15 protein-coding genes are annotated in these 23121 nt (G+C 66.0%); 9 read left to right on the top strand and 6 right to left on the bottom strand.

Annotated elements, in window-relative coordinates; genetic code table 11:
- Window positions 1-116 precede the first annotated feature (116 nt).
- Window positions 117-3065: a protein kinase gene (locus tag AAF604_16725; protein ID MEM7051317.1), complete on the top strand. Its 2949-nt coding sequence runs from the start codon at window positions 117-119 to the stop codon at window positions 3063-3065.
- Between the two features lie 359 nt (window positions 3066-3424).
- Window positions 3425-6328 carry a serine/threonine-protein kinase gene (locus tag AAF604_16720; GenBank protein ID MEM7051316.1) on the top strand — a complete coding sequence of 968 codons (2904 nt, stop codon included), beginning with the start codon at window positions 3425-3427 and terminating at the stop codon, window positions 6326-6328.
- A gap of 303 nt (window positions 6329-6631) precedes the next feature.
- On the opposite strand, the gene AAF604_16715 is transcribed toward AAF604_16720, so the two are convergent.
- The 5 genes from AAF604_16715 to AAF604_16695 all read right to left on the bottom strand — a co-directional run bounded on the left by AAF604_16715 (window position 6632) and on the right by AAF604_16695 (window position 13853).
- Window positions 6632-7129 (bottom strand): ATP-binding protein, encoded by a 498-nt coding sequence (locus AAF604_16715; GenBank protein ID MEM7051315.1) that lies wholly within the window; start codon window positions 7127-7129, stop codon window positions 6632-6634.
- Window positions 7130-7252: 123 nt separating this feature from the next.
- A complete protein-coding gene (locus AAF604_16710; protein MEM7051314.1) occupies window positions 7253-8170 on the bottom strand; it encodes an alpha/beta hydrolase in 918 nt (305 codons plus the stop codon).
- Window positions 8167-9369 carry an alanine racemase gene (gene alr / locus AAF604_16705; GenBank protein ID MEM7051313.1) on the bottom strand — a complete coding sequence of 401 codons (1203 nt, stop codon included), beginning with the start codon at window positions 9367-9369 and terminating at the stop codon, window positions 8167-8169. Before alr ends, AAF604_16710 begins: the two co-directional genes overlap by 4 nt.
- Window positions 9370-11079: 1710 nt before the next feature.
- Window positions 11080-12153, bottom strand: a complete 1074-nt coding sequence (locus AAF604_16700; protein ID MEM7051312.1) for a TIR domain-containing protein — start codon at window positions 12151-12153, stop codon at window positions 11080-11082.
- A gap of 509 nt (window positions 12154-12662) precedes the next feature.
- Window positions 12663-13853 carry an acyl-CoA dehydrogenase family protein gene (locus tag AAF604_16695; GenBank protein MEM7051311.1) on the bottom strand — a complete coding sequence of 397 codons (1191 nt, stop codon included), beginning with the start codon at window positions 13851-13853 and terminating at the stop codon, window positions 12663-12665.
- A gap of 131 nt (window positions 13854-13984) precedes the next feature.
- Between AAF604_16695 and AAF604_16690 the strand changes: the two genes are divergently transcribed.
- From AAF604_16690 to AAF604_16665, 6 genes are all read left to right on the top strand, one after another.
- A complete protein-coding gene (locus AAF604_16690; GenBank protein MEM7051310.1) occupies window positions 13985-15073 on the top strand; it encodes a phosphotransferase family protein in 1089 nt (362 codons plus the stop codon).
- Window positions 15074-15085: 12 nt separating this feature from the next.
- Window positions 15086-15547, top strand: a complete 462-nt coding sequence (locus AAF604_16685; protein MEM7051309.1) for a MaoC family dehydratase — start codon at window positions 15086-15088, stop codon at window positions 15545-15547.
- A 15-nt stretch (window positions 15548-15562) separates the two neighbouring features.
- Complete coding sequence (locus AAF604_16680) at window positions 15563-16492, top strand: SDR family NAD(P)-dependent oxidoreductase (GenBank protein MEM7051308.1); 930 nt, start codon at window positions 15563-15565, stop codon at window positions 16490-16492.
- A gap of 28 nt (window positions 16493-16520) precedes the next feature.
- Window positions 16521-17336: an SDR family oxidoreductase gene (locus tag AAF604_16675; protein ID MEM7051307.1), complete on the top strand. Its 816-nt coding sequence runs from the start codon at window positions 16521-16523 to the stop codon at window positions 17334-17336.
- A 107-nt stretch (window positions 17337-17443) separates the two neighbouring features.
- Window positions 17444-20677, top strand: a complete 3234-nt coding sequence (locus AAF604_16670; protein MEM7051306.1) for a protein kinase — start codon at window positions 17444-17446, stop codon at window positions 20675-20677.
- On the top strand, window positions 20674-21393 hold the full coding sequence (locus AAF604_16665) for a histidine phosphatase family protein (protein ID MEM7051305.1): 720 nt from the start codon (window positions 20674-20676) through the stop codon (window positions 21391-21393). The genes AAF604_16670 and AAF604_16665 overlap by 4 nt, the downstream gene beginning before the upstream one ends.
- A gap of 31 nt (window positions 21394-21424) precedes the next feature.
- Here the strand turns inward: AAF604_16665 and AAF604_16660 are convergent, their stop codons facing one another.
- Window positions 21425-21880 (bottom strand): thioesterase family protein, encoded by a 456-nt coding sequence (locus tag AAF604_16660; protein ID MEM7051304.1) that lies wholly within the window; start codon window positions 21878-21880, stop codon window positions 21425-21427.
- Window positions 21881-22057: 177 nt separating this feature from the next.
- Here AAF604_16660 and rocF point away from each other — a divergent pair, with 177 nt between their 5' ends.
- On the top strand, window positions 22058-22948 hold the full coding sequence (gene rocF / locus AAF604_16655) for an arginase (GenBank protein MEM7051303.1): 891 nt from the start codon (window positions 22058-22060) through the stop codon (window positions 22946-22948).
- Window positions 22949-23121 lie beyond the last annotated feature (173 nt).

Here is a 23121-nt window from a genome sequence, read left to right as displayed (position 1 = left end):
CCCCCCCTGTCTTGGGTGCTAATGTTGGGGGACAGGCGCCCGGTCGTGGCGCCCGGCCCCCCGGGCGCCTCGACTCTTTTTTCGTAACGGTGCGATACCGAGGAGGGACTGGCTCCGTGAGCAAAGCGGAGTACTGGCAGCAGCTCGACCGAATCTTCCAGCGCGCCTGGGAGAGTCCCCCGGAGCGACGCGCAGAGGTGCTCGACGAGGCCTGCGGCGCCGACTCAGGGCTGCGCGCCGACGTCGAATCGCTGCTCGATTCGGCCGGCTCGCCCACCGGCTGGCTCGACGGCACCGCCGCCAGCCGCGCCCTCGACCTGCTGTCGACCGACCCCACCTTGCCGGTGGGCGCCGAAGTCGGCCAGTATCGCCTGCTCGCCCCCATCGGCCGAGGTGGCATGGGAGTCGTCTACCTCGCCGAACGCAGCGACGGCCAATACGCCCAGCGGGTCGCCCTCAAGGTGATCAAGCGCGGCATGGACACCGACCTCCTGCTCGCCCGCTTCCGCCGCGAGCGCCAGATCCTGGCCCAGCTCGATCATCCCGGCATCGCCAAGCTGCTCGATGGCGGCGCCACCACCGACGGCCGCCCCTACCTGGTGATGGAGTACATCGAGGGCGTTCCCATCGACGTCTTCGTGTCCTCCCGAGACCTCGACCTCGAGGCCCGCCTCGCGCTCTTTCTCGAGGTCTGCGATGCGGTGCGGTCGTCGCACCGCCAGTTGGTCATTCACCGCGACCTCAAGCCGAGCAACATCCTGGTCACCAGCGCCGGCCAGCCCAAGCTCCTCGACTTCGGAACGGCCAAGCTGCTCGCCGACGTCTCGTCCACCCAAACCGACCAGGAGACTCGCTTCCTGACTCCTGGCTACGCCAGCCCGGAACAGATCCGCGGCGGACCGGTCACCACCGCGACCGACGTCTTCGGCCTCGGGGTTCTGCTCTACGGGCTGCTGACCGATCGATCGCCTTTTCCGGCCGAGGGCAAGAGCTACCAGGAAGTCATCACCATGGTCTGCGAGCGGCAGCCGCCGCGGCCCAGCCAGGTGGCTCCTGAGAGCCGACGCAAGCGCCTGCGCGGCGACCTCGACGCCATCACCCTGTTCGCCCTCCGGAAGGAGCCACAGGCTCGCTACGAATCGGTCGCCACCCTGGTCGACGACCTCGAGCGCTTCCGCCAAGCACGGCCCGTCGCGGCTCGTTCCGGCACCTGGCGCTACCGCACCGCGAGGTTTCTCAGGCGCAATCGCCTGGCCGTCGGGGCCACCATCGTCGTGGCCTCCTTCATCCTCACCTTCCTAGGAGCCCTGGTCGCGGAGCAGCGCAAGACCGAGCGCGAGAAGGCCAAGGCCGAGGCCGTGACCGGCTACCTGCAGAGCCTGTTCGAGGGCCTCAATCCCTTCCAGGGAGAACCCCAGCCGGTCACTGCCCTCGAGATGCTCGATCGCGGTGTCCAGCGCATTGAGCTCGAGCTCGCCGAGCAACCGGCCATGCATCTCGAAATGCTCGCCGTCCTGGCGCAAATCTACGGCGATCTCGGACATCGTGATCAGCAGCGGCAGCTCGCCCACCGCGCCCTCGAGCTGATTCCGGCGGACGAAAGCACGGGGCGGGGGCGGTTCCTGCACCAGGTGGCGGAGGCCGAGCTCAGTGTCGGCAATGTCGCAGAGGCCAAGGCGGCCCTCGAAGAAGCCGACCAGGTCGGGCTATCTGAATCGAAAGAGAATCCTCTCCAGCTCGCCAAGGGCCTCTTGCTGAGGGCCCGTGCCGCTCGCCTCGAAGGCGACATCCTGGGAGCCAAGAGCCTCGGTATGGAAGCCCTCGAGACCCTGCGCTCGCTACGCCCTCAGGACCCCTCGAGCCTCGAATTGGCGCTGCTCGAGCTCGGCGCCACGTTGCTGCAGAGCGATGAGCAGTGGTCAGCTCGCGAGGTCATCGAAGAAGCCGTCGCCCGCATCCACCGGCGACTCGGCCCAGAGCATCCACGCACGATGGTCGCCACCGAAGCCCTCGGAACCGTGCTCTTCGACACCGGCGAGGCGCAGCGGGCCCAAGAGCTGATGGACCAGGTGCTCGCCAACCGCCGCCGCACTCTCGGCGAGAACCACCCGGAGGTGATCGCCAGCCTCTACAACCTCGGGGCCATGGCCTCTGCCCAAGGCCGCTTCGATACCGCCGAGCGGCTCCTCTCGGAAACCCTCGAGCGTATGACCGCGACCTACGAAGGTGAGCATCCACAGATGGTCTTCACGACGCTCTGGCTGGGCCGTGCCGCGCTCCATCGTGGGAACCCGGAGATCGCTCGCCAGCGCGCCGCGGAGGCCGGAGCGATGGCGACTCGGCTCTTTCCGGAAACCCACCCGGTGATCGTCAACGCTCTCCATCTCGAGGGACTCGCCGAGCGCCTCGCGGGCCGCGCGGCAGCGAGTCGCGACCTGCTCGAGCGTGCTCTCGCGCTCGCCGAGGAGCAAATCACCAAGGCCGCGTCGACCCATGCCTACTGCCACCTCTACCTGGCCCAAGATCTGCTCCAGAACCGACGACTCGACCTCGCCCAAGAGAGCCTCGAGCGCTGGGCCCACTGGGCCGACGACGGCATCAGCAAGCTCCGACTCCAAGGCGTTGCGGCCCAGACCAGCCTCGCCCTCCAGCGAGGAGATCTCGAGGCTGCCGAGAAGCTGATGAGTGGGATCAGCACTGCTGAACGCGATTCCCTCGAGATCTACCATCTGCTCCTGCTGGACAATCTCACCACCGCCCTCGCCCTCGCCTCGAATCGCTTCGAGCGGGCCGAGAAGCTCGCCCGTCGCAACCTCGACCGGGCCCTCGAAACGGTTGGTCCCAGGTCTCTGGCGGCAGGCCAGATCGAGCTCTCCCTCGGCCTCGCTCTGCTCGGCCAGGAACGCCTCGAGGAAGCTCGCGATCACCTCCAGCAAGCTGTCGCCGCCCTCCCCGAAACCTGGGACCGCCCACCCCAAGGCACACCTTCCGCCCGCCAGGCTCTCGCCGAAGTCGCGGCCCGCGAAGCCCGGCATTCTCGCCCGCTCACCGCTGCCAAGCCCTAGATCCAGCGCCATCGATCGGCGCCGGTGGCGATCTCGCCTCCACCATGAGGCATTGGCGAGGAAATTTTCGCCTTTATTAAAGTGTGCAACCAAGGTCGCGCCACGCCGCGTGACCGCCGTTAAGGACAAGGGAATCCCGGTCCAATGACCGAAATCCTCGGGATTTGTCGCTGAGATTCTGAGCCGTCTCGAGGCCTCTTCCGAGGAGGGACCTCGGAGGTCCCACGCCGCACGAAGATCGAGTGCGATGTTTTGACGTCGGATCTTCGGATCCGTCATCCTGGCAGTCGGGGCGCCCTCATCGGGGGGGTGCCCCGACCATTTTTTCCACCGCCCGAGCCGAAGGTCTGCGAGAACGGATGAGCAACAGAGAACGCTGGCAGAAGCTCGATCGAATTTTTCAGCGGATTTGGGAGAGCCCGCCGCAACGCCGCGCCGCGCTCCTCGACGAAGCCTGCGGCGATGACTCGAGCCTGCGCGCCGATGTCGAATCACTGCTGGCTTCGGCTGGCTCGCCCACCGGCTGGCTCGATGGCTCCGCCGCCAACCGCGCCATCGATCTGCTGTCGACCGACCCTGCCCTGCCGGCCGACGCCGAGGTCGGCCAGTACCGCCTCCTCGAGCCCATCGGCCGCGGTGGCATGGGCGTCGTTTACCTCGCCGAACGCAGCGACGGCCAGTACGACCAGCGGGTCGCCCTCAAGGTGATCAAGCGCGGTATGGACACCGATTTCTTGCTCGCCCGCTTCCGCCGCGAGCGCCAAATCCTGGCCCAGCTCGATCATCCCGGCATCGCCAAGCTCCTGGACGGCGGCGCCACCGCGGACGGCCGGCCCTACCTGGTGATGGAGTACATCGAGGGCGTGCCGATCGATGTCTTCGTATCCTCCCGCAACCTCGGCCTCGAGGCCCGCCTCGAGCTTTTCCTCGAGGTCTGCGACGCGGTGCGGTCCTCACACCGCCAGTTGGTCATCCACCGCGACCTCAAGCCGAGCAACATCCTGGTCACCGGCGACGGTCAGCCCAAGCTCCTCGACTTCGGCACCGCCAAGCTGCTCGAGGATGTCTCGTCGACCCAAACCGCCCACGAGCTGCGCTTCCTGACGCCCGGCTACGCCAGCCCGGAGCAGATCCAAGGCGGCCCGATCACCACCGCCGCCGATATCTTCGGCCTCGGCGTCCTGCTTTACGAGCTGCTCACCGACCTCTCGCCCTTCCCCGCCGAGGGCAAGAGCTACCAAGAAGTCTCCACCATGGTCTGCGAGCGCCAACCACCGCGCCCCAGCCAGGTCGCTCCGGAAGAGCGGCGCAAACGGCTGCGCGGTGATCTCGACGCCATTGTGCTGTGCGCCCTGCGCAAGGAGCCCGAGGCGCGATTCGAATCCGTCGCTGCGCTGGTCGACGACCTCGAGCGCTTTCGCGCCGCTCGACCGGTGCGGGCCCGTTCCGGCACCTGGCGATACCGTAGCGGTCGGTTCCTCCGTCGAAATCGCTTGGCCGTCGGCGCCGCCGTGGTGGTGGCCCTCCTCGCCCTCACCTTCCTCGGCGCTCTGTTCACGGAGCAACGCAAGACCCAGCGCGAAAAGATCCGCGCCGAAGCCGTCACCGGCTATCTGCAAAGCCTGTTCGAGGGCTTCAACCCCTTCGAGGGAGAACCTCAGCCGGTCACCGCCCTCGAAATGCTCGACCGCGGCGCCGAGCGGGTCGAGCGCGAGCTCGCCGAGCAACCGGCCATGCGCCTCGAAATACTCGCCGTGCTGGCGCGAATCTATGGCGACCTGGGCCATCGCGATCGCCAACGACAGCTCGCGAACCGCGCTCTCGAGCTGATTCCGGAAGGCGAGAGCAGCGAGCGGGAGGGGTTCTTGCTCCAGGTGGCGGCTGCGGAGCTCAGCGTCGGCAAGGTCGCGGCGGCCAAGGAGGCCCTCGCCGCCGCCGAACGGGCACGCCCACCTGGACAAGGAGGACGTTCCGTGGACGCAGCCCAAGGTCGGCTTTTGCGCGCCCGGGCGGCACGCCTCCAAGGCGAGCTCGAGTTGGCGGTAGGCCATGGGAAGGCAGCGCTCGCCGAGTTGCGAGCCCTCCGTCCCCGTGACGACGCGACCCTCGAAGCGGCTCTCCTCGAGCTCGGCACCATCCACCGCCACCGCAAAGAGTTCTCCGCCGCCCGGGAGGTCATCGAAGAAGCCGTCGACCGCACTCGGCAACGTCTCGGGCCGGAGCATCCCCGCACCATGGGCGCCACCGAAGCCCTCGGCACCGTGCTCTTCGATCTCGGGGACTGGCAGATGGCCCAGGAGCTGATGGACCAGGTGATCGAGAACCGCCGGCGGACCCTCGGCGAAAACCACCCGGAAGTGATCGCCAGCCTTTACAACCTCGGCGCCCTGGCAGCGGCCCAGGGGCGATTCGACAGCGCCGAGCAGTTCCTCGAGGACGCCATCGCTCGGATGGAGGCCACCTACGAGTCGGATCATCCCCAACTCGTTTTCACGAGGATGTGGTTCAGTCGCGTCGCCCTCGACAGCGGCCGTCCGGAAGCCGCCGCCGAACGGGCGGCAGCGGCCTACGCCATGGCCGCGCGGATTTTCCCCGAGACCCATCGCGCGGTGATCAGCTGCCTTCACCATCAGGCCTTGGCCGAGCGCCTCGCCGGCCGAGCCGCGGCCAGCCGTCGGCTCTTGGAGCAAGCCCTGGCGCTGGCCGACCGCCAGCAAGACAAAGCCCCCTCGACCCAAGCCTACAGCCACCTTTATCTGGCCGAAGACGCGATCCAGAACGATCGCCTCGAGGACGCCGATCGACTCCTCGACACCTGGGCCGAATGGTCCCGAGGTCGCGACGGAAAGCTCTTACTCCGGGGTCTCGCGGCCCGCGCCAGCCTCGCCCTCAGGCGCGGCGACACGACCACCGCGGAGGAGATTTTCGACGGCATCGGCCAATCCGAACGCGAGTCCCTCGAGATCCACGATCGCCTTCAGGTCGCTAACCTGGAAAGCGCCCTCGCCCTCGTCGACCAGCGCTTCGAGCGCGCCGAGCGCCTCGCCCGCAGCAACCTCGACCAAGCCCTCGACTCGGTCGGCCCCACCAGCCTCGCCGCCGGTCAGCTCGAGCTCTCCCTCGGCCTCGCCCTCCTCGGCCAGGGGCGTAAAGACGAAGCCCGCGGCCACCTAGAACGTGCGGTCGCGACCCTTCCGGAGTCCTGGGACCGCCCGCCCCAGGGGGCACCATCGGCTCGCGAAGCTCTCGCGAGCGTTGAGTAGAGCAGGTGCCAGCCACTTGGTAAACGCCTTGTTTTCTTGACGATGAAGCCAATAGAGCAGGTGCCCAATAGAGCAGGTGCCAGCCACTTGGTAAACGCCTTGTTTTCTTGACGATACAGACTCGAGAGTCCGGTTCTCAGTAGAGCAGGCGCCAGCCACTTGGTAAACGCCTTGTTTTCTTGACGATACAGACTCGAGAGTCCGACCTCTCGCTGGCTACCTACCCTTCACACACGCCAACTGCTTGGCAGGCATCGACCGGCGACTGAAGCTTCTTCTCGAAGAGCGGCCCCTCGGCAGTCTCTACTCCGAATTCACCACTGTCGCAGTCGAGAGCTCGGCAGGAGTCGGCCGTTGAAACTGACTTTCCATGAAGTCGAACATGGCAGGCGTGACCTCGAAAGAGAAAGTCTCGCCCTTGGCGGAGTTTCGAGCGAGAACACGGCTTCTGCGAATATCGTGAGGCGCATCAATGAAATGTAACTGGACCGGAAGCTCAGCGGCTCGAGCCAGATCTACGAATTCACTGCGATTCGCGACCTTCATGAATCCGAGATCCAACACCACGTCGCTTCCGATCCCTGCAACCTCGGAGGCCGTCGCCCAGATGCGCTGCTCAGACCTCCGAACCCTCTCCATGATCCAGGAAAAGTCGAGAGGCTTTGGGAGGTCCGGACCGTAGAGCTGATGCATCCAGTCGTCGATCGAAAAGTAGACCGCTCGAGTCTCGTCGGAGAGCCGACGCGCGTAGGTCGACTTCCCGGCACCTTGGGGTCCGAAGACCAAGTGGACTGTTCCCATGAGAATCCTTGTTGAATGCGGCAGATGAACTCGCCGCCGAACAGATGGGCGTCAACCGGCGGGCAACAGCGCTGGCCCGACCTAATCCTGCCGACACAGTGTGCCGCCAGACGGCAGCCAAGGTCAATCGGACTGAGCCGGTGGCGGTCCGCTCCGGGACGATCTTTCCCCACCCCATTGGGAGGGGAGATCGATGCTGTCGAGGAACTTCCTGAGCTTGCGGTTGAATTCTCGCGGCCGCTCCCAATGCTCCGCATGGGAGCTCAGGACTTCCACTTGCGCCGCCGGAATACTCTTCTCGATCCAGGCCCGGGCGGTGTCGACCCAGCCCTCCCGCACCATGAAGAGCACCGGCACCCGGCCGTCGAGGGAGCGCGCTTCGGCTGTGTAGTCGAGCAGCATCGTATCGACCATCAGCGAGAGCGCCGCCTCGGTTGGCGTGGCGAGAGATTGATCCACCACCCAGCGTAGCTCCTCCTCTTCGAGATCCCGAGCCGTCATCCAGCGCGCCAGTCCTTCGGCGGACTCTCGCCGACGATAAAGGAGAGACTCCAGGGTCCCGCGATAGTCGTCGAAGTCTCCATAGACCCACTCCGCCTCGGGGTCGCCAACGGCTTTCGGCGGCTCATCGACGAGAACCACGCCGCGCAGTTTGGCGACACCGTACTCCCGCACATAAGCGAGCACGTCGTGGCAACCCGAAGACCAGCCGATCAGAACGACCTCGTCGAGCCCGAGCTGGTCGAGTAGAGCTCCGAGGTCACGGCCGTGCTGGGCGTAGGTGTTGCCCTCACCAACCTTGGTGCTCTTGCCATGGCTGCGGGGATCGAAGCTCAAGACCCGATGGTTATCGGAGAAGGCCTCGATCTGGGCGCGGAACAGGTCACTGGTCATGGTCCAGCCGGGAACGAAGACCATCGGTGCCCCCTCGCCGGCCTCGACATAGTGAAGCTCGACGCCGGGGGCCACCGGCACCCGGTCGGCCGCAAGGAGAGAGGGCGTGAGGACGAGAGCTAGGACGAGGAGTTGCAGAAGTCTCATCGGATGAATTTCGGCAAGTAACCCTTCAAGTCGATCTGGCGATAGTTGTGTCCACCGATGCTCTTGGCAAGGCCTTCCGGAGTCACCGCCGGATCATCGGGCCCGACGAGGGTGACGGCATCGCCGACCTCTAGCTTCTTCTCGGAACCGACCAGGACATTGGTGTGGTTACTGTTGACGTTGACCACCTTGAAGGAACGCCCCTTCGCCAGGACGACGGCTCCGTTCTCAGCGGCGCTCGGGTAACCGTCCCCCCATCCCGTGGGAAGGGTCGCAATCCAGGTCGGAGACTCGATCTTGTAGAAGCGTGAGAATCCCAGCGTCGTACCGGCCGGCAGACGCTCGAGGCGCACCACCCGCGCACACAGGCGGAAGGCGACCTCGAGATCGATCAGGCGAGATTCGTCGGGCTCCGCACCGGGCGGCGAGCCGTGCAGGAGGATGCCCGGGCGAACCGCATCGAGACGAGCGGCCGGCTCATGGAGGAGCGGCGCCGAGGAGGCCGCGTGGAACAGACCGTCCGCGAGCCCCCTGCGACTGAGAGCCGTGCGTACCTCTCGAAACCGTCGCAGCTGCTCGCCGGCGAAGCTCTTGTCCGAGGTGAGCATGGTGAACGCTCCCTCGATCCGCGCCGCCTCGGCAAGAGAATCCAGCCAAGAGCCGAGCCGGGTGTGGAAGCGCCCCATCCTGCCGAGGCCGGTGTCGACGTAGAGGTGAACTCCCACCGGTCGACCCAGGGAGCGAGCGAGGCGGTCAAGTCGCTCCGGATCATCATCGTCGAAGGCCGACAGCGTCACCGAGGCGCGGGCCAACGGTTCGCCCTCGCCCGTTGCGTGACGGGCCATGAGAAGGATCGGCTTGCGGATTCCTGCCGCTCGCAGCGACAGGGCATCCTCGGCCTGGACCAAGGCGAAGCCCCAGACCCCTTCGACCTGTTCGAGAATCGAAGCGACCTCGGTCACCCCGAGGCCATAGGCGTTGTTCTTGAGCACCGCGATCACCGGCCGGCCCCCGGCTCGCGCCGTAATCGCAGCGATATTCCGCTGGTAGGCCTCAGGAATGAGCTCGATCCAAGGATCCACCCGATCGGCGATATCCCCGACAGGGAGCTTCTGGAAGTCGATGGCGCCAGCCTGAGCGGACCAAGCAAATGCGAGCGCCGAGGTAAGCACCTCTCGTCGGCTGAGACGGGATTTCATGGGCACGTCCTCCCGGTGGGCAACGATCGAAAGAGGGTCGCTGGTTCGAAGATGAGAAATCTCAAGGTGGGATCACGCCGTCAGAGCTAGGCCTCGGCGCAGAGAGCTTGCGTGGACTCGATGTAACTCGAGGCTCCCACCCAGTTCCATGGGTGTCACCGAGATCAGCATGATAATGCTAATCGAATCTCAAAAAGTCTCAAGCCCAACCTACTGGTGCCAGCCACTTGGTAAGTTCATTTCTGCAACCTACTGGTGCCAGCCACTTGGTAAGTTCATTCTTTTCTGTCGTTTAAATCGCAGAACGAACCGTTCGGCGCTCACCGCCGGGAGGTTGAGCGACCCACTTCACGTCCTCCTAGGCGTGCCGAGACCCATTCTCTATGTCCCGCCCGGCGGAGGCCTGTTCCTGGTGACCACCCGCACGATCCAGGGCCGCTTCCTCCTCCGTCCCAGCGAGAAACTCAACGCCTTGGCGATCGGTGTCATTGCCCGGGCCCAGAGGCGCTACGACGTCTCGATTCACGCCATCGTGATCCTGTCGAACCACTACCACCTGCTTCTCTCCGTCGAGAACGCCTGGCAGCTGGCCTCTTTCATGAACTTCATCAACGGGAATCTCGCCAAGGAAGCAGGTCGCCTCCACCAGTGGCGTGAGCGCTTCTGGGGCCGAAGGTATCGAGCCACCCTCGTAAGCCAAGAACCCGAAGCGCAGGTCGACCGTCTGCGCTACCTCCTCGCCCATGGAGTCAAGGAAGGCCTTGTCGCGAGGCCCCAGGATTGGCCAGGCATCCACTCGGCCAACGCCCTCACCCTAGGAGAGTCCCTCGAAGGGTTATGGATCGACCGCACCCGAAAGTACCGAGCCCGAGGCATCGAGTCTCCGGAGTCCAACTTTGCAGAAGCGGAAGTTCTCACGCTGGAGCCCATTCCCTGCTGGGCCCATCTTTCCGAGCCAGTGCTCCGAGAACGAGTCCAAGCGCTCCTAGCTCAGATAGAGAACGATTGCCGGGTAAGAAACCAGGCAGCCCAGAGCTCGCCTCTCGGCGTTCAACAGATTCTTCGACAGCACCCTCACAAACAACCTGCTCACTCCAAGAGATCGCCGGCGCCGCAATTCCACTGCTTCGCTCGAGAAGCTCGACGCGCCCTCACTGAAGCGTACAGAGCCTTCCTCCTCGCCTACCGAAGTGCTGCTCGACATCTCAAGCAAGGGCACCGTAACGTCCAATTTCCCGAGGGCTGCTTTCCGCCCCCAATGCCCTTCGTTCCAATGCGGCCCTAGGGCCTCCCAGAAGGAAAACCCCAAACCGCCACCCCCAGTTCCTACATCCCTGAGCCCAAATCAGGGCAGCTCATCGTGCCTCGAATGCCGGAAAGCGCCCAAAGAATTCACCGTTAAGGGCAGTTTGCCCTGACAACCAGGACTCGAGGATCGATCAAGGCGCTTGAACAGGCTGAGGAAGAGCCTCCAAAAGGAGAATCGCGCGCCGCTGAGGGCGAAAACGCCTAGGGCCTACAACAAGTGGGTGGAACCTCTTTGGAGGGGGGCAGCTCATCGTGCCCTGACTGCCGAAAAGCAACGAACGAGGTCACCTTTGAAGGCAGGTTGAACGAACCAAGAGAGGTCCAGGATCGCTCATGGACTCTGAAGAGACCGGGGTAAAGCTTCCTGAAGAAGATTCGCCGCTGGCAGATCAGCGACAACGGCTAGGGCATGCGACAAGTGGGTGGAACCTCGGAGAGGGGGTCGACACCTTCAGAGGGCAAGCTCATCGCCGACCTGAAGAGCGCGTCTTGAAGCTCCCTAGTTGCTGCCTGGAGAGGCGGAGAGTGCTGCTCCCACCACTCCGTAAATCTTTGTTTCAAGCTCTCAACGCGCCCGCCCGCTTCAGACGAAGCAGCCCGGCTCACATGTCCAACCGCATCACCTCCAGACAACCAGACTGAAAGAGCTCCAGCCCCTACGTCGAGCGCTTTCGCTCGCGCTGCATCCTTGCCAAGTCCAAGCTCCCGTGGAAAGGGCAAGTCTGCAAGAGCAGCGGCTGTCTTCTCCGTCAACAGGTCCAACTCTTGTTGGACTTCTATCAGCTCAGCGTCGTCCGAAAAGGAAGCCGAGATCTCTTTCACTCGGTGGGCCGCGGAAGTCTTCACTTCTCTAAAGGCGGCCTCATCCGAGAAAGCAGCAAATGCGTCGCGTTGTACTGCCATAAGCGCATCTCGCAGTTGCACAGCAGCGCCATGAAGGCGCGCAAGCGCCTTGCCCCGCTTGGACTTCAGGACTGCTGTCCGTGCCGACTCCCGATCTCTCTCAATCCTGCTCCACTCTTCCTCGACCACATCGCGAATCTGTAGACACGGAACTTGGACGGCCGCTGCGATCTCCGACGCGTCTCCCTGCACTCGTTCAGCGTCATATTTCGCATGGATGATTCCGGCCAGGTCAGACGGAAGTACGAGCGCTGGCTCACTGGGACAAACGAAGAAGACTTGCCTGCTACCGATTCCTCCAGTGAACATCCCGAACTCAACGAGCAGATTGTCCCTCATGGCCGCCCCTTCCTCCCCTCGCTTGAAGAGTTTGTCATCGGCCGACGCTACCAGCACCGCGAATGAGTGCCGCTTCAATTGCCTTTCTAGTTCTTGCAGTGGGTATCTGCCAGGCCGAAAGAGGCCATGGCTCCAGAGCGTAGGCACTGTGGAATGTCTCAAGCATGCGAATACTGCTTCCGCAATTCTTACACCTTCAACCGAAGAACCTATGAAAACTCGCGGCTTACTCATTCTCTACACCTTTGGCAGCTAACCTTAGACTGAATCCCTCAGCCCGCCATCTGCCTAGACGACAGCAGGAGCCCAAGTCACGCAGAGACCTCCCTAGTTATTCGCTTAATCCCTGAAGTCTACAATTCCGCGGTCTCCCGGGTCAACGACGGTGGCGATTGTCCAATAGGCGGCGGATTGCCTCTGTGTCGCCTCGTTTCCTGCTAATTGGACACCCGTGCCGTTGAGGCGATTGGCCAGACGTGACATCTCGGCGTGCTCCAGGAGTTTGCAAAAGGACAAGGATCGCCTAGACGACACAATCCATTGTCGAGTAGGCAGACAACCGCCTGTCTTCCGGGCGGCGTATTGGCCGACTGACAAGGATTTTTTCTGCGAGGGCCGCCCGACGCCCCATCATCTCCGGGCAAACGTAGAGCGGCAAATAGCCGAGTACCCTGAGATTGAAGAGACTCTCACCCGCGGCCCGCTCTCCTAACCGGTCGAGACCCAAATCGTTCCCCCGCCTCCTACCGCCACCCCCGCAATATTCTTCTCGCCAGCGACAACTTATGAACCTCATCCGGCCCGTCATAGATTCGCGCCGCCCGCTCGTGCCGGAAAAACCAGGCAATCGGCGTGTCGTCCACCATGCCGAGTCCGCCATGCACTTGCAGGGCTCGATCGAGCACTTTCTGCAGGGTGCCAGCCACTTGGAATTTGATCATTGAGATGTCTTCCCTCGCCGCCCGCCAGCCTTCGCGCTCGATTTGCCAGGCGGTGTGGAGAGTGATCAGTCGGGCGGCGCGGATTTCGCCGTAGAGCTCGGCGATCCAGGCTTGGATGAGCTCGCGGTCGGCGAGGGTCTGGCCGTCGGCGATGGTGCGCTGGGTGGCGCGGGAGCAGAGGAGGTCGAAGGCTCGACGGCAGATGCCTAGCCAGCGCATGCAGTGGTGGATGCGTCCGGGGCCGAGGCGCTCCTGGGCGATGACGAAGGCCTGGCCTTGCGGGCCGAGGAGGTTGTCCACCGGCACGCGGCAGTTTTCGTAGAGGATCTCCGAGTGGCTGAAGTAGCCGTCGCCCTCTTCCCCCATCACCGGCAGGCGGCGCAGGTGGACGAAGCCCGGGGTGTCGGCGGGCACCAGGATCATGCTGGCGCGCCGGTGCCGTGGCTGGTCGGGATCAGTGACTGCCATGACGACCGCGAGGTCGGCACCGTCGGCGGCGGTGGTGTACCACTTGCGGCCGTTGATCACCCATTCGTCACCATCGCGAACGGCGGAGGTTTCGAGCAGGACGGGATTCGAGCCCGGCATGTCGGGCTCGGTCATCGAGAAGCAGCTCCGCTTGCGGCCGGCGATCAGGTCGTCGAGATACTGCTCTTTCTGGGCCTCGGAGCCGTACTGGTGCAGGATCTCGATGTTGCCGGCGTCCGGAGCGTGACAGCCGAAGGTGAAGTGGCCGAGCGGTGAACGGCCGAGTGCTTCGGAGATCAGGCCGAGCTCGACCAGCCCGAGGCCGAGGCCACCGTGCTCGCGCGGATGCCCCGGCGCCCACAGGCCCAGTTCCTTCACCTGGCGCCGCTTCTCTTCGACCGCCGGCAGCAGCTCCGCGAAGGGCTGCGAGAGAAACCTCTCTTCGAGGGGAAACAGCTCCTGCTCCACGAACTCGTCGATGCGCGCCAGGCGCTCGCGGGTTTCGGCCTTGATCTCGAAATCCATCCCTTTTCTCCTCGACGGAGGGGGCAAATTCCCCCGGAGCGGCCATGGTACTGGAGTGGACGATGGCGGCGCCAAGGCCGGTTCAGAGCGCCCGGCTCCGGGGCCCAACGTTCGCGGTAGACTCCTCGCCCATGGCTGCGCCGACCCGTGATCGCTCTGCCCCGATTCGCCCCGGTGAAGAGCTCGAGCTCGACCGCCTCACCAGCTACCTCGAGAGCCGTATCCCCGAGCTTTCCGCAGGCCCTCTCGAGGTCGAGCAGTTCCCCAGCGGGTTCTCGAATCTCACCTATCTACTGCGCGCCGGTGCGCACCAGTGGGTGCTGCGCCGACCACCCTTCGGGGCGCGCATCGCGACCGCCCACGATATGGGCCGCGAGTTCCGCATTCTCGAAGCCCTGGCCCCCACCTACGGCAAGGTGCCTCGGCCGGTGTTGTTCTGTGAGGACGAGACGGTGCTCGGCGCGCCCTTCTACATCATGGAACGGGTCGAGGGGATCATTCTGCGCCCGCACCTCGAGCCCGACGACGCCCCGGATTCCGCCACCATGGGAAAGATCGCCGGAGCCTTCGTCGACACCCTCGCCGAGCTGCATCGGGTGGACTTCGCCGCCGCCGGTCTCGGCGACCTGGGTCGCCCGCAGGGCTACGGCGAGCGCCAGGTCGCGGGCTGGACGAAGCGCTGGCAGAAGGCCCGCATCGACGACGTGCCGGCCATGGAGCGAACCGCTCGCTGGCTCGCCGACGAGCTGCCAACCGCCAGCGAGGCGTCCCTGGTCCACAACGACTTCAAGTACGACAATTTGGTGCTGGCGCCGGAAGACCCGAGCCAGGTGATCGCCGTTCTCGACTGGGAGATGGCCACCCTGGGAGATCCGCTCTTCGACCTCGGCACCACCCTCGGCTACTGGGTCGACCCGGACGATCCGCCGGCACTGCGCGCCCTGGCCTTGAGCCCGACCACTTTGCCCGGCAATCCGCAGCGCCGGGAGATCGCCGAGGCCTACGCCCGGGCCAGCGGCCGAGACCCCGGCAACGCCGTTTTCCACTACGTCTACGGCCTGTTCAAGATCGCCGTCATCGTGCAGCAGATCTATGCCCGTTACCGCCAGGGACACACCCAGGATCCCCGTTTCGCCCATCTCGACCGAGCCGTCGAAGCCTGCGCCCAGACGGCGCTGCAGGCGATCGATCGCGGCCGCATCGACCGACTGTTCGACTAGGAGAAAGTGACCATGCCCAAGCTGGTACCGAAGGACGAGCTGCTGCAGATGGCGGGCCAACCACTGGAGACCTCGGCCTGGGTGAAGGTGAACCAGGAGCGCATCAACCTGTTCGCCGACGCCACCGACGATCACCAGTTCATCCATGTCGATCCGGAGCGCGCCGCGCAGACCCCATTCGGCTCCACCATCGCCCACGGCTTCCTCACCCTGTCACTGCTCCCCCACCTCGCCGAGGAGACCTCGGTGTGGCCGGAGAACACCCAGATGGGCATCAACTACGGCCTCAACAAGGTGCGCTTCCTGCAGCCGGTGAAAGCCGGCAGCGAGGTTCGGCTGCATTCGAAGATCGCTTCGGTCGTCGAGAAGCGCGCCGGTCACCTGCTGATCACCACCGAAGTCCAGGTCGAGATCAAGGGCGAGGACAAGCCCGCCCTGCTCGCCGAAACCCTGGCCCTTTTCATCCTCGCCTGAGGAGATTCGAGATCCATGAGCCATCGATTCGATGATCGCGTCGCCATCGTCACCGGAGCCGGCAACGGCCTCGGCCGCTCCCATGCCCTCGGCCTCGCCGCCCGCGGCGCCAAAGTGGTGGTCAACGACCTCGGCGGAGCCCGGGACGGCACCGGCGCTTCGAGCACGGCGGCCCAGGAAGTGGTCGAAGAGATCCGCTCGCAGGGTGGGGATGCCCTCGCCAACGGTGCCGACGTCACCGATGTCGAGCAGGTCGAGGCGATGGTGCGGGAGGCCGAGGAGCGCTGGGGCCGGGTCGACGTGCTGGTCAACAACGCCGGCATCCTGCGCGACAAGAGCTTCCAGAAGATGACCCTGGAGGACTTCCGGATGGTGGTCGATGTCCACCTGATGGGCAGCGTCCACTGCACCAAGGCGGCGTGGCCCGGCATGCGCGAGCGCGGCTACGGCCGCATCGCCATGACCACCTCCTCGACCGGCCTCTACGGCAACTTCGGCCAGGCCAACTACGGCGCCGCCAAGCTCGCCCTGGTGGGTTTGATGAACACGCTGGTGCAGGAGGGCAAGAAGTACGACATTCGGGTCAACTGCCTGGCGCCCTGCGCCGCCACCCGCATGACTGAGGACCTGATGGGGCCGGAGATTCTCGCCCTGCTCGATCCCGCCGCGGTCACCGCCGGCCTGCTGGTGCTGGTCGGTGAAGCAGCGCCCAATCGCACCGTGCTGTGTGCCGGCGCCGGGGTCTACTCCACCACCACGCTGTTCGAATCCCGCGGCGTCCACATCGAGCCGCAGGATTGGTCGCCGGAGGCGGTCGCAGCGCGCTGGGACGAGATCACCGCGCAGGAAGGTCAGCTGGTGCACAAGGCGGGCTTCGACCAGACGCAGCATCAGCTCACCACCGCCGCCAAGGCCCGCGGCCTCGACCTCGGCGGCGGCTCGTGACCGACCGTCAGCGGGCTGGAGGTGACATTTGCGGGTAGACGGCAAGGTGGTGCTGATCACCGGCGGCGCCCACGGCATCGGCCGGGCACTGGCGGAGCGCTTCCATCGCGAAGGCGCGCAAGTCGCGGTGGCGGATCTCGATGGCGACGCGGCGCAAGCGGTCGCCGAGGGCATCTCCGGCCTCGCTCTGTCCACCGACGTCACCGAAGAGGACAGCCTGCGCCAAGCCGTCGCCACCACCGAGGCGGAGCTGGGCCCGATCGACCTGCTGTGCTCGAACGCCGGCTTCGGCTACTCCGACGCCCCCGGTTGGATGTCGACCTCGCAGACCAACGACCAGTGGGACAAGATCTGGCGGGTCAACGTCATGTCCCACGTCTGGGGCGCCCGCGCCGTGCTGCCGGGGATGATTCGCCGCGGCGCTGGCTGGCTCCTCAACACGGTTTCGGCGGCAGGGCTCCTCAACCAGATCGGCGATGCCGCCTACGGCACCACCAAGCATGCCGCCATCGGCTTCGCCGAGAACCTGGCGATCACCCACGGTGAGCAGGGCATCGGTGTGTCGGTGCTCTGCCCCCAGGGGGTGCGCACCAACCTGCTGACCCAGTCCCTGCACGAGATTCCGATCCGCGCCGCCAGCTACGACGGCGTCATCGAGCCAGAGGCAGTGGCCGACGCCGTCGTCGCCGGCCTCGAGGAAGAGCGCTTCCTCATCCTGCCGCACCCGCAGGTGGCCGACTACATGCGCCACAAGGCCGCCGACTACGATCGCTGGCTGCGCGCCATGCGGCGGCTGCGGCGCGAGATCGTGCCCTCCGACGACTTGATGCGGCTCAGTACATAGCCAAGGCGTGATCCCAGCCGCCCCGCTCCGGCGGATAAAATGGCCCGGTCTTGTGGAGGATTGACTTCATCTCGTGAGGGAGCGGCCGCCATGACAGCCGACGGTCGATGAGCCCGCTGGGTCGGCGGATCGGCAATATCCGCATCGACGCGCTGCTGGGAGAAGGCGGCATGGGAGCCGTCTACCGCGGCTTCGACGAGAAGCTGCAGCGCCCGGTGGCGGTCAAGATGCTGCACACCGCTTTCGCCTTCTCGAGCGAAGCCCGGGCCCGCTTTCTGCGCGAGGCTCGCATCCTGTCGCGCCTCAACCACCCCAATATCTGCCAGGTCTACGACCTGCTCTCGGACGGCGACCAGGACGTCCTGGTGCTCGAGCTGATCGAGGGCGAAACGCTGCGCCAGCACGACACCTCCTCGCTGTCCCTCGAGGCCAAGCTACGCCTGGCGGAGGCGGTGTGCCAGGCGATGGCGGCGGCCCATGCCGAGCAGATCGTGCACCGCGATCTCAAGCCGGACAACATCATGATCACGGCCGACGGCCAGGTGAAGGTCCTCGACTTCGGTATCGCCCGCTCGGCCAGCGACGGCGCGCGACCGGAGGCCCCGGAAAGCCGCCTGCTGGCAGCACCGGCGTCCGACGATCCGGACGCCACCCTGCGCGCCGTCCCGGTCGATCTCGGCGCCGGCGCCGGCCTGCCGGAGACCTTCCGTACCCGGCCCGATTCGACCGCCGGGACGGTCACCTATATGAGCCCCGAGCAGGCCCGGCGCGAGGACATTTCGCTGGCCAGCGACCTCTACTCCTTCGGCCTCGTGCTGCAGGAGCTGCTCACCGACCAGCGGGCCTATCCGAGCCTGTCGCGGGATGACCTCCTCGAGCGAGTGCGCCAGGGAGACACCTTGCCGACGCCCGGCCTCGCGCCCGATCTCGCCGCTCTCCTGCGCCAGCTTCAAGATCCCCAGCCGGAAGGCCGCCCGAGCGCCAAGCAAGCCCTGCGGCGCATTCGGCACCTGCTGGCCAAACCGGAGCGCCAGGCCAAACGCCGGCGACGGCGGCTGTCGGCGGCCTTGGCCGCGCTGCTCGCCCTCGCCGCCTTCGGCGGCTGGCTCTACCAGCGAGGCCAGGCCCGTCAGCAGGGTGAGATCGCCCAGCAGTTCAGTCGCGAAGCGGCGGAGATTGAGGCCTTCCTGCGCCTCGAGCACATGGCGCCGGTACACGATCTACAGCCGGCCCTCGCCAAGGTCCGAGCCCGCACCGACGCCCTCGCCGAACGCATGACCAGCCTGCGCACCGTCGGCCGCGGACCGGGAGAGTACGCCCTTGGCCGGGTGCATCTCGCCCTCGGCGACTTCGAGCGCGCCCGGCACCACCTTTCGAACGCCTGGGAAAGTGGCTATCGGCCACCGCAAGTGGCCTCCGCCATCGGCCTGGCCAGCTTCGAGGTCTACCGGCAGGAGCGCGAACGGGTGGCGCGGATTCGCAATCCGGAAGAGAAGCAGCGCCAGCTCGAGGAGCTCCATCGCGAGCTGCGGGATCCCTCGGTCGCCTTCCTAGAGCAAGGCCGCCAAGACCTCGCCCAGGGTTCCTCGAGGGACCTCTACAGCGGTCCCCTGGCTTCGAGCGACTACGCCGAGGCGCTGATCGCCTTCTACGAAGACCGCTGGGACCGCACCCTCGAGATCGCCGATCGCGAGGCGGTCGAGAGCCCCCGGGAATACGAATGGCACCTGCTTCGCGGGCGGGTGCACGGCGCCCGCGCCAAGGCCTTCCAGCTCAGCGGCAGCTACCCGCAGGCGGTCGCCGCCTACGACCGTGCCCGCAGCGCTCTGGAGACCGCCGCCGAGGCCGCCCGCAGCGAGCCCCGGGGCCATCTCGGCCTGTGCCAGAACCATCTCGAACGCATCGTGCTGGATCTCTACTCGGGCCCGGCGGACGCCACCCTCGAGCCGACCTTGAGTCGCGGTCTGGCCGCCTGCCGAACGGTCCTCCAGCTCGACCCGGAGCACGTCGCGGCACGCGTCGCCACCGCCGACCTGCTCCTCCGGCAGGGGGAATGGGAGGGCGACATCGTCGATCCGGGGCCGGTGCTCCGCCGCGCCGAGGCCGTGGCGCGCGAGGCCCTCGAGAGAGCACCGGAGAACGCCCAAGCCTGGAAGATCTTGGGCCACGTCTACTCTGTCGAGGTCGATCGTGGTCTGTTCTACGGACTGCCGGTGGATCACCTCGCAGAGCCGATGGTGAACTCCTACCGCGAGGCCAAAGCACTCGCCCCGAACGACTCGAGCATCGCCAACTCCCTCGGCAACAGCCTCTCGAAGCTCGGCGAGATCCTCAGCCAGCGGGGAGAAGATCCGCTGCCCACCCTGGTGGCCTCGATCGCCTCCTACCGCGACGCCGTGCGCCTCGATCCGGGTTACGCCGCCGTCTACGGCAACATGATCAATGCCTTCCAGAGGCGGGCTCGCTGGCAGGTGACCCGCGGCATCGATCCCCAGGGCTCCGTTGCCGACGCTCGACAAGCCCTGGCATCGATGGAGAATCTCGGCGCCCACTTCTCCCATGCCTACATCCACTTCGCCGGCGTACAGCTGGCGGCGGCTGAGTACTCATTCTTACGCGGCGAGGCCATCGCCTCCCGGCTGGCGAGTGTCCGCCAGGTTCTCGATACCGCCCGCGAGATCGGCGGAACAGCGGCCTTCGAAGCGAGTGCCGACGCCGAGCTCGAGCTCTTGAGCTTTCGCGAAGCCCTGAGTAGCGGTCAGGCGACGGCGGCGCATTATGACCGGGCCCGCAGCGCGACCGCCGCACTCCTCGTCATCGCCGCGGAGCTCAGCCAGGGCTACGAGCTGCGCGCCAAGCTGGCTCGCCTGGCGGCCATTCGCGACCTCCAGCAGAAGGGGCTCTCCCGGGGTTGGAGGACCGCCGCCGAGCGTGACCTGGAGCGGGCCCGCGAGCTCAGTGGCTCTCCCGACACGGCCCTCCTCGAGAGCGTCCGCATGGCCTTGGTGGAGAGCCGGCGCCGGCAGAAGGCGGGGCAAGATCCGGCAGAGCTCTGGCAACGAGCCCAGAAATCTCTCGATCGCGCCTCCGAGCTGGCTCTCCAGGATCCGCGTCTGCCGTTGGCCGCCGCCGAGCTGGCCTGGCGCCGCGCCGCCGCCGGGCAGCGGGAGTCCCTGGACCTGGCGCGACGCCATCTGGCGGCCTTCGAGCGGCACTATCCCGAGGCCCCGGTCGCCATCGCCCTCGCCCGCTCCCTCGACGCTCTCGAAGCGGGTGAGGAGATTTCGCGCCAGAGCCTCGACCAGTTCCCCCATCTCGGGTATCTTGTGCCCTCGCCATGAGCCGCCTACTCCTCATCCGCCACGGTCAGGCTTCCGCCAACTCGGACGACTACGATCACCTCTCGGACCTCGGCGCTCGCCAGGGCCAGGCCCTCGGCGAAGCCTGGATCGAGCAGGGCTTCGAGCCCAGTGCGGTCTATGCCGGTCCGCTGCGGCGCCAGCGCCAAACGGAGCGGGCGGTCGCCGAAGTCTTCGCGCGCCGCGGCCGGCCCTGGCCCGAGGTTCAGGAGCTGCCGGCCCTCTCAGAGCATCAGGCGATGGAGGTGGTCCGGGAAGCGGCGCCGCAGGTGGCCCAGCACGACGCCGAGATCGCGGCCTGGCATGACGAGCTCGAGCGCCATCCGGAACGCCGGATCGAGCTCTACTTCCGCATCTTTCGCAAGCTCACCCGGCGCTGGGTGCGCGGCGAGCTGGCGGAGGCACCGCCCCATCTCGAATCGTGGACGGAGTTTCGTCGCCGGGTGGCGACCGTGCTGACCGACCTCGGCGCCAACCACCAACCGGACGAGAAGGTCGTCGCTTTCACCTCGGCCGGCGCCGTCGCCGCCGCCGCCGGCCATGTCCTCGAGCTGCACGATGAGAAGGTTCTCGAGCTGAGCTGGATGGTGCCGAACATCAGCTCCACGGAGCTGCACTTCGCGCCCTACGGGTTGGTGCTGCGCAATCTCAATCTACTGCCCCACACCCTCGAGGAACCGCTCCGCACCTTCGTGTGAGGCCGGATCGCTTCCCCCGGATCGCCGGCCCCTAAAGACCGTCGAGGTCGCAAATCCGGCGCCGCAGCTCTTCCGGCAACGGTCGCGACTTGCCGACCGCGTAGTCGATCCACACCACCACCGAGGTGCCCTCGGCCACCGGCTCGTCCCGCCCTTCCTCGAAGATGGCGTAGTCGAGGGCGAAGCTGCTGCGACCGATCCGGGTGGCTCGCGCGCTGGCCTCGAGACGGGCCGGGTAGTGCACCTGAGCGCGAAAATCGAGCGATGCCTGGGCCAGCGCCGGGCCCGGCCGCTCGTCTTCCCCATCGACCGCCTCATCGCCGGCGAAGGCGGGCGCGAACTCGCCCATGCCGATCTCCTCGAAGTAGCGAATTCGTGCCGACTCGCAGAAGGTGAAGTAGCAGGCGTTGTTGACATGACCGAAGGAGTCCATGTCCGCCCAACGCACCCGCACCGGCTCGAAAACCCGGAACTGCTCTCGCATCATCGCCTCCTCTCGGATCATCCTGGCGCGACTCTACTCGAACCTTCCCGGCGCCAGCGATCGACCTCTCGAACTCTCCGCGCGGGCGAGATAAGATCGCGCCCCGCCGCCGAGCATGGCCTGAGCCGCAGGCGGCGAGAACCGGGGCCGTCAACATTCGATCAAGAGGAGGTTTGAGTCATGTCACGGGAGATCTGCACCATCGGTGTCCCCATGGACCTCGGCCAGGCGCGACGCGGCGTCGACATGGGTCCGAGCGCGCTGCGCTACGCTGGCCTCGGCGACAAGGTTCGGGAGCTCGGCTACACCGTCCGCGACGGCGGCAACATCGAAATCCCGGTTCGCGACACGCTGCCCGAGGAGGGGGGCCTCGAGTTCCTGCCTTCAGTGGTGGCGGCCTGCGAAGCGATCTATCAGGCCGGCCAGGAGACCATCGCCGCCGGCAATTTGCCGCTGTTCCTCGGCGGTGACCACTCGATCGCCGCCGGCACCGTCGGCGCCGCCACCCACCACGGCCCGGTAGGCGTCGTCTGGATCGACGCCCACGGCGACTTCAACACCCCCGAGTCCTCGCCCAGCGGCAACATCCACGGCATGCCCCTGGCCGCCCTCACCGGCCTCGGGCACCCGGAGCTGGTCAACCTCGGGCGGCCCGGACCGAAGGTCGACCCGGCCGACGTGGTGTTGATCGGGATTCGCGATCTCGACTCGCAGGAGCGCACCATGCTGCGCGACAGCGGCGCCGGCGTTTACACCATGCGCGAGATCGATCAGCTCGGCATCGGCGCCGTCGCCGAGGAGGCCCTGCGCCGCCTCGCCCATCTGCCCAAGATCCACGTCAGCCTGGACATGGACAGCCTCGACCCTCGCGAAGCCCCCGGCGTCGGCACCCCGGTGACCGGCGGCCTGAGCTATCGCGAAGCCCATCTGCTGATGGAGATCCTCGCCTCCGAGGCGACCATCGGCTCGATCGACATCGTCGAGGTCAATCCGATCCTCGACGACCGCAACCAGACCGCCACCCTGGCCGTCGACCTGCTGACCTCACTGCTCGGCAAGTCGATCTTCTGAAGCGCGGAGAGGGAAGAAACCCGGCCTCGAAGCTCCTGAAACCGCGGCGAAGCGAAGCGCCGCAGGGCAATCAGGAAATCGAGGCCAAAGAAGGGCTGTGATTCCAATCAATAATGAGTTATCATTATCGCGCGTCGGCAATCTTTCCTGGGTGGCCGACCAAGCGAGTGGTA

This window comes from Acidobacteriota bacterium (assembly GCA_039028635.1).
Lineage (GTDB): Bacteria > Acidobacteriota > Thermoanaerobaculia > Multivoradales > JBCCEF01 > JBCCEF01.
Note: the sequence above shows the minus strand (reverse complement) of the source record. Positions and strands in the feature narration are given on the sequence as shown.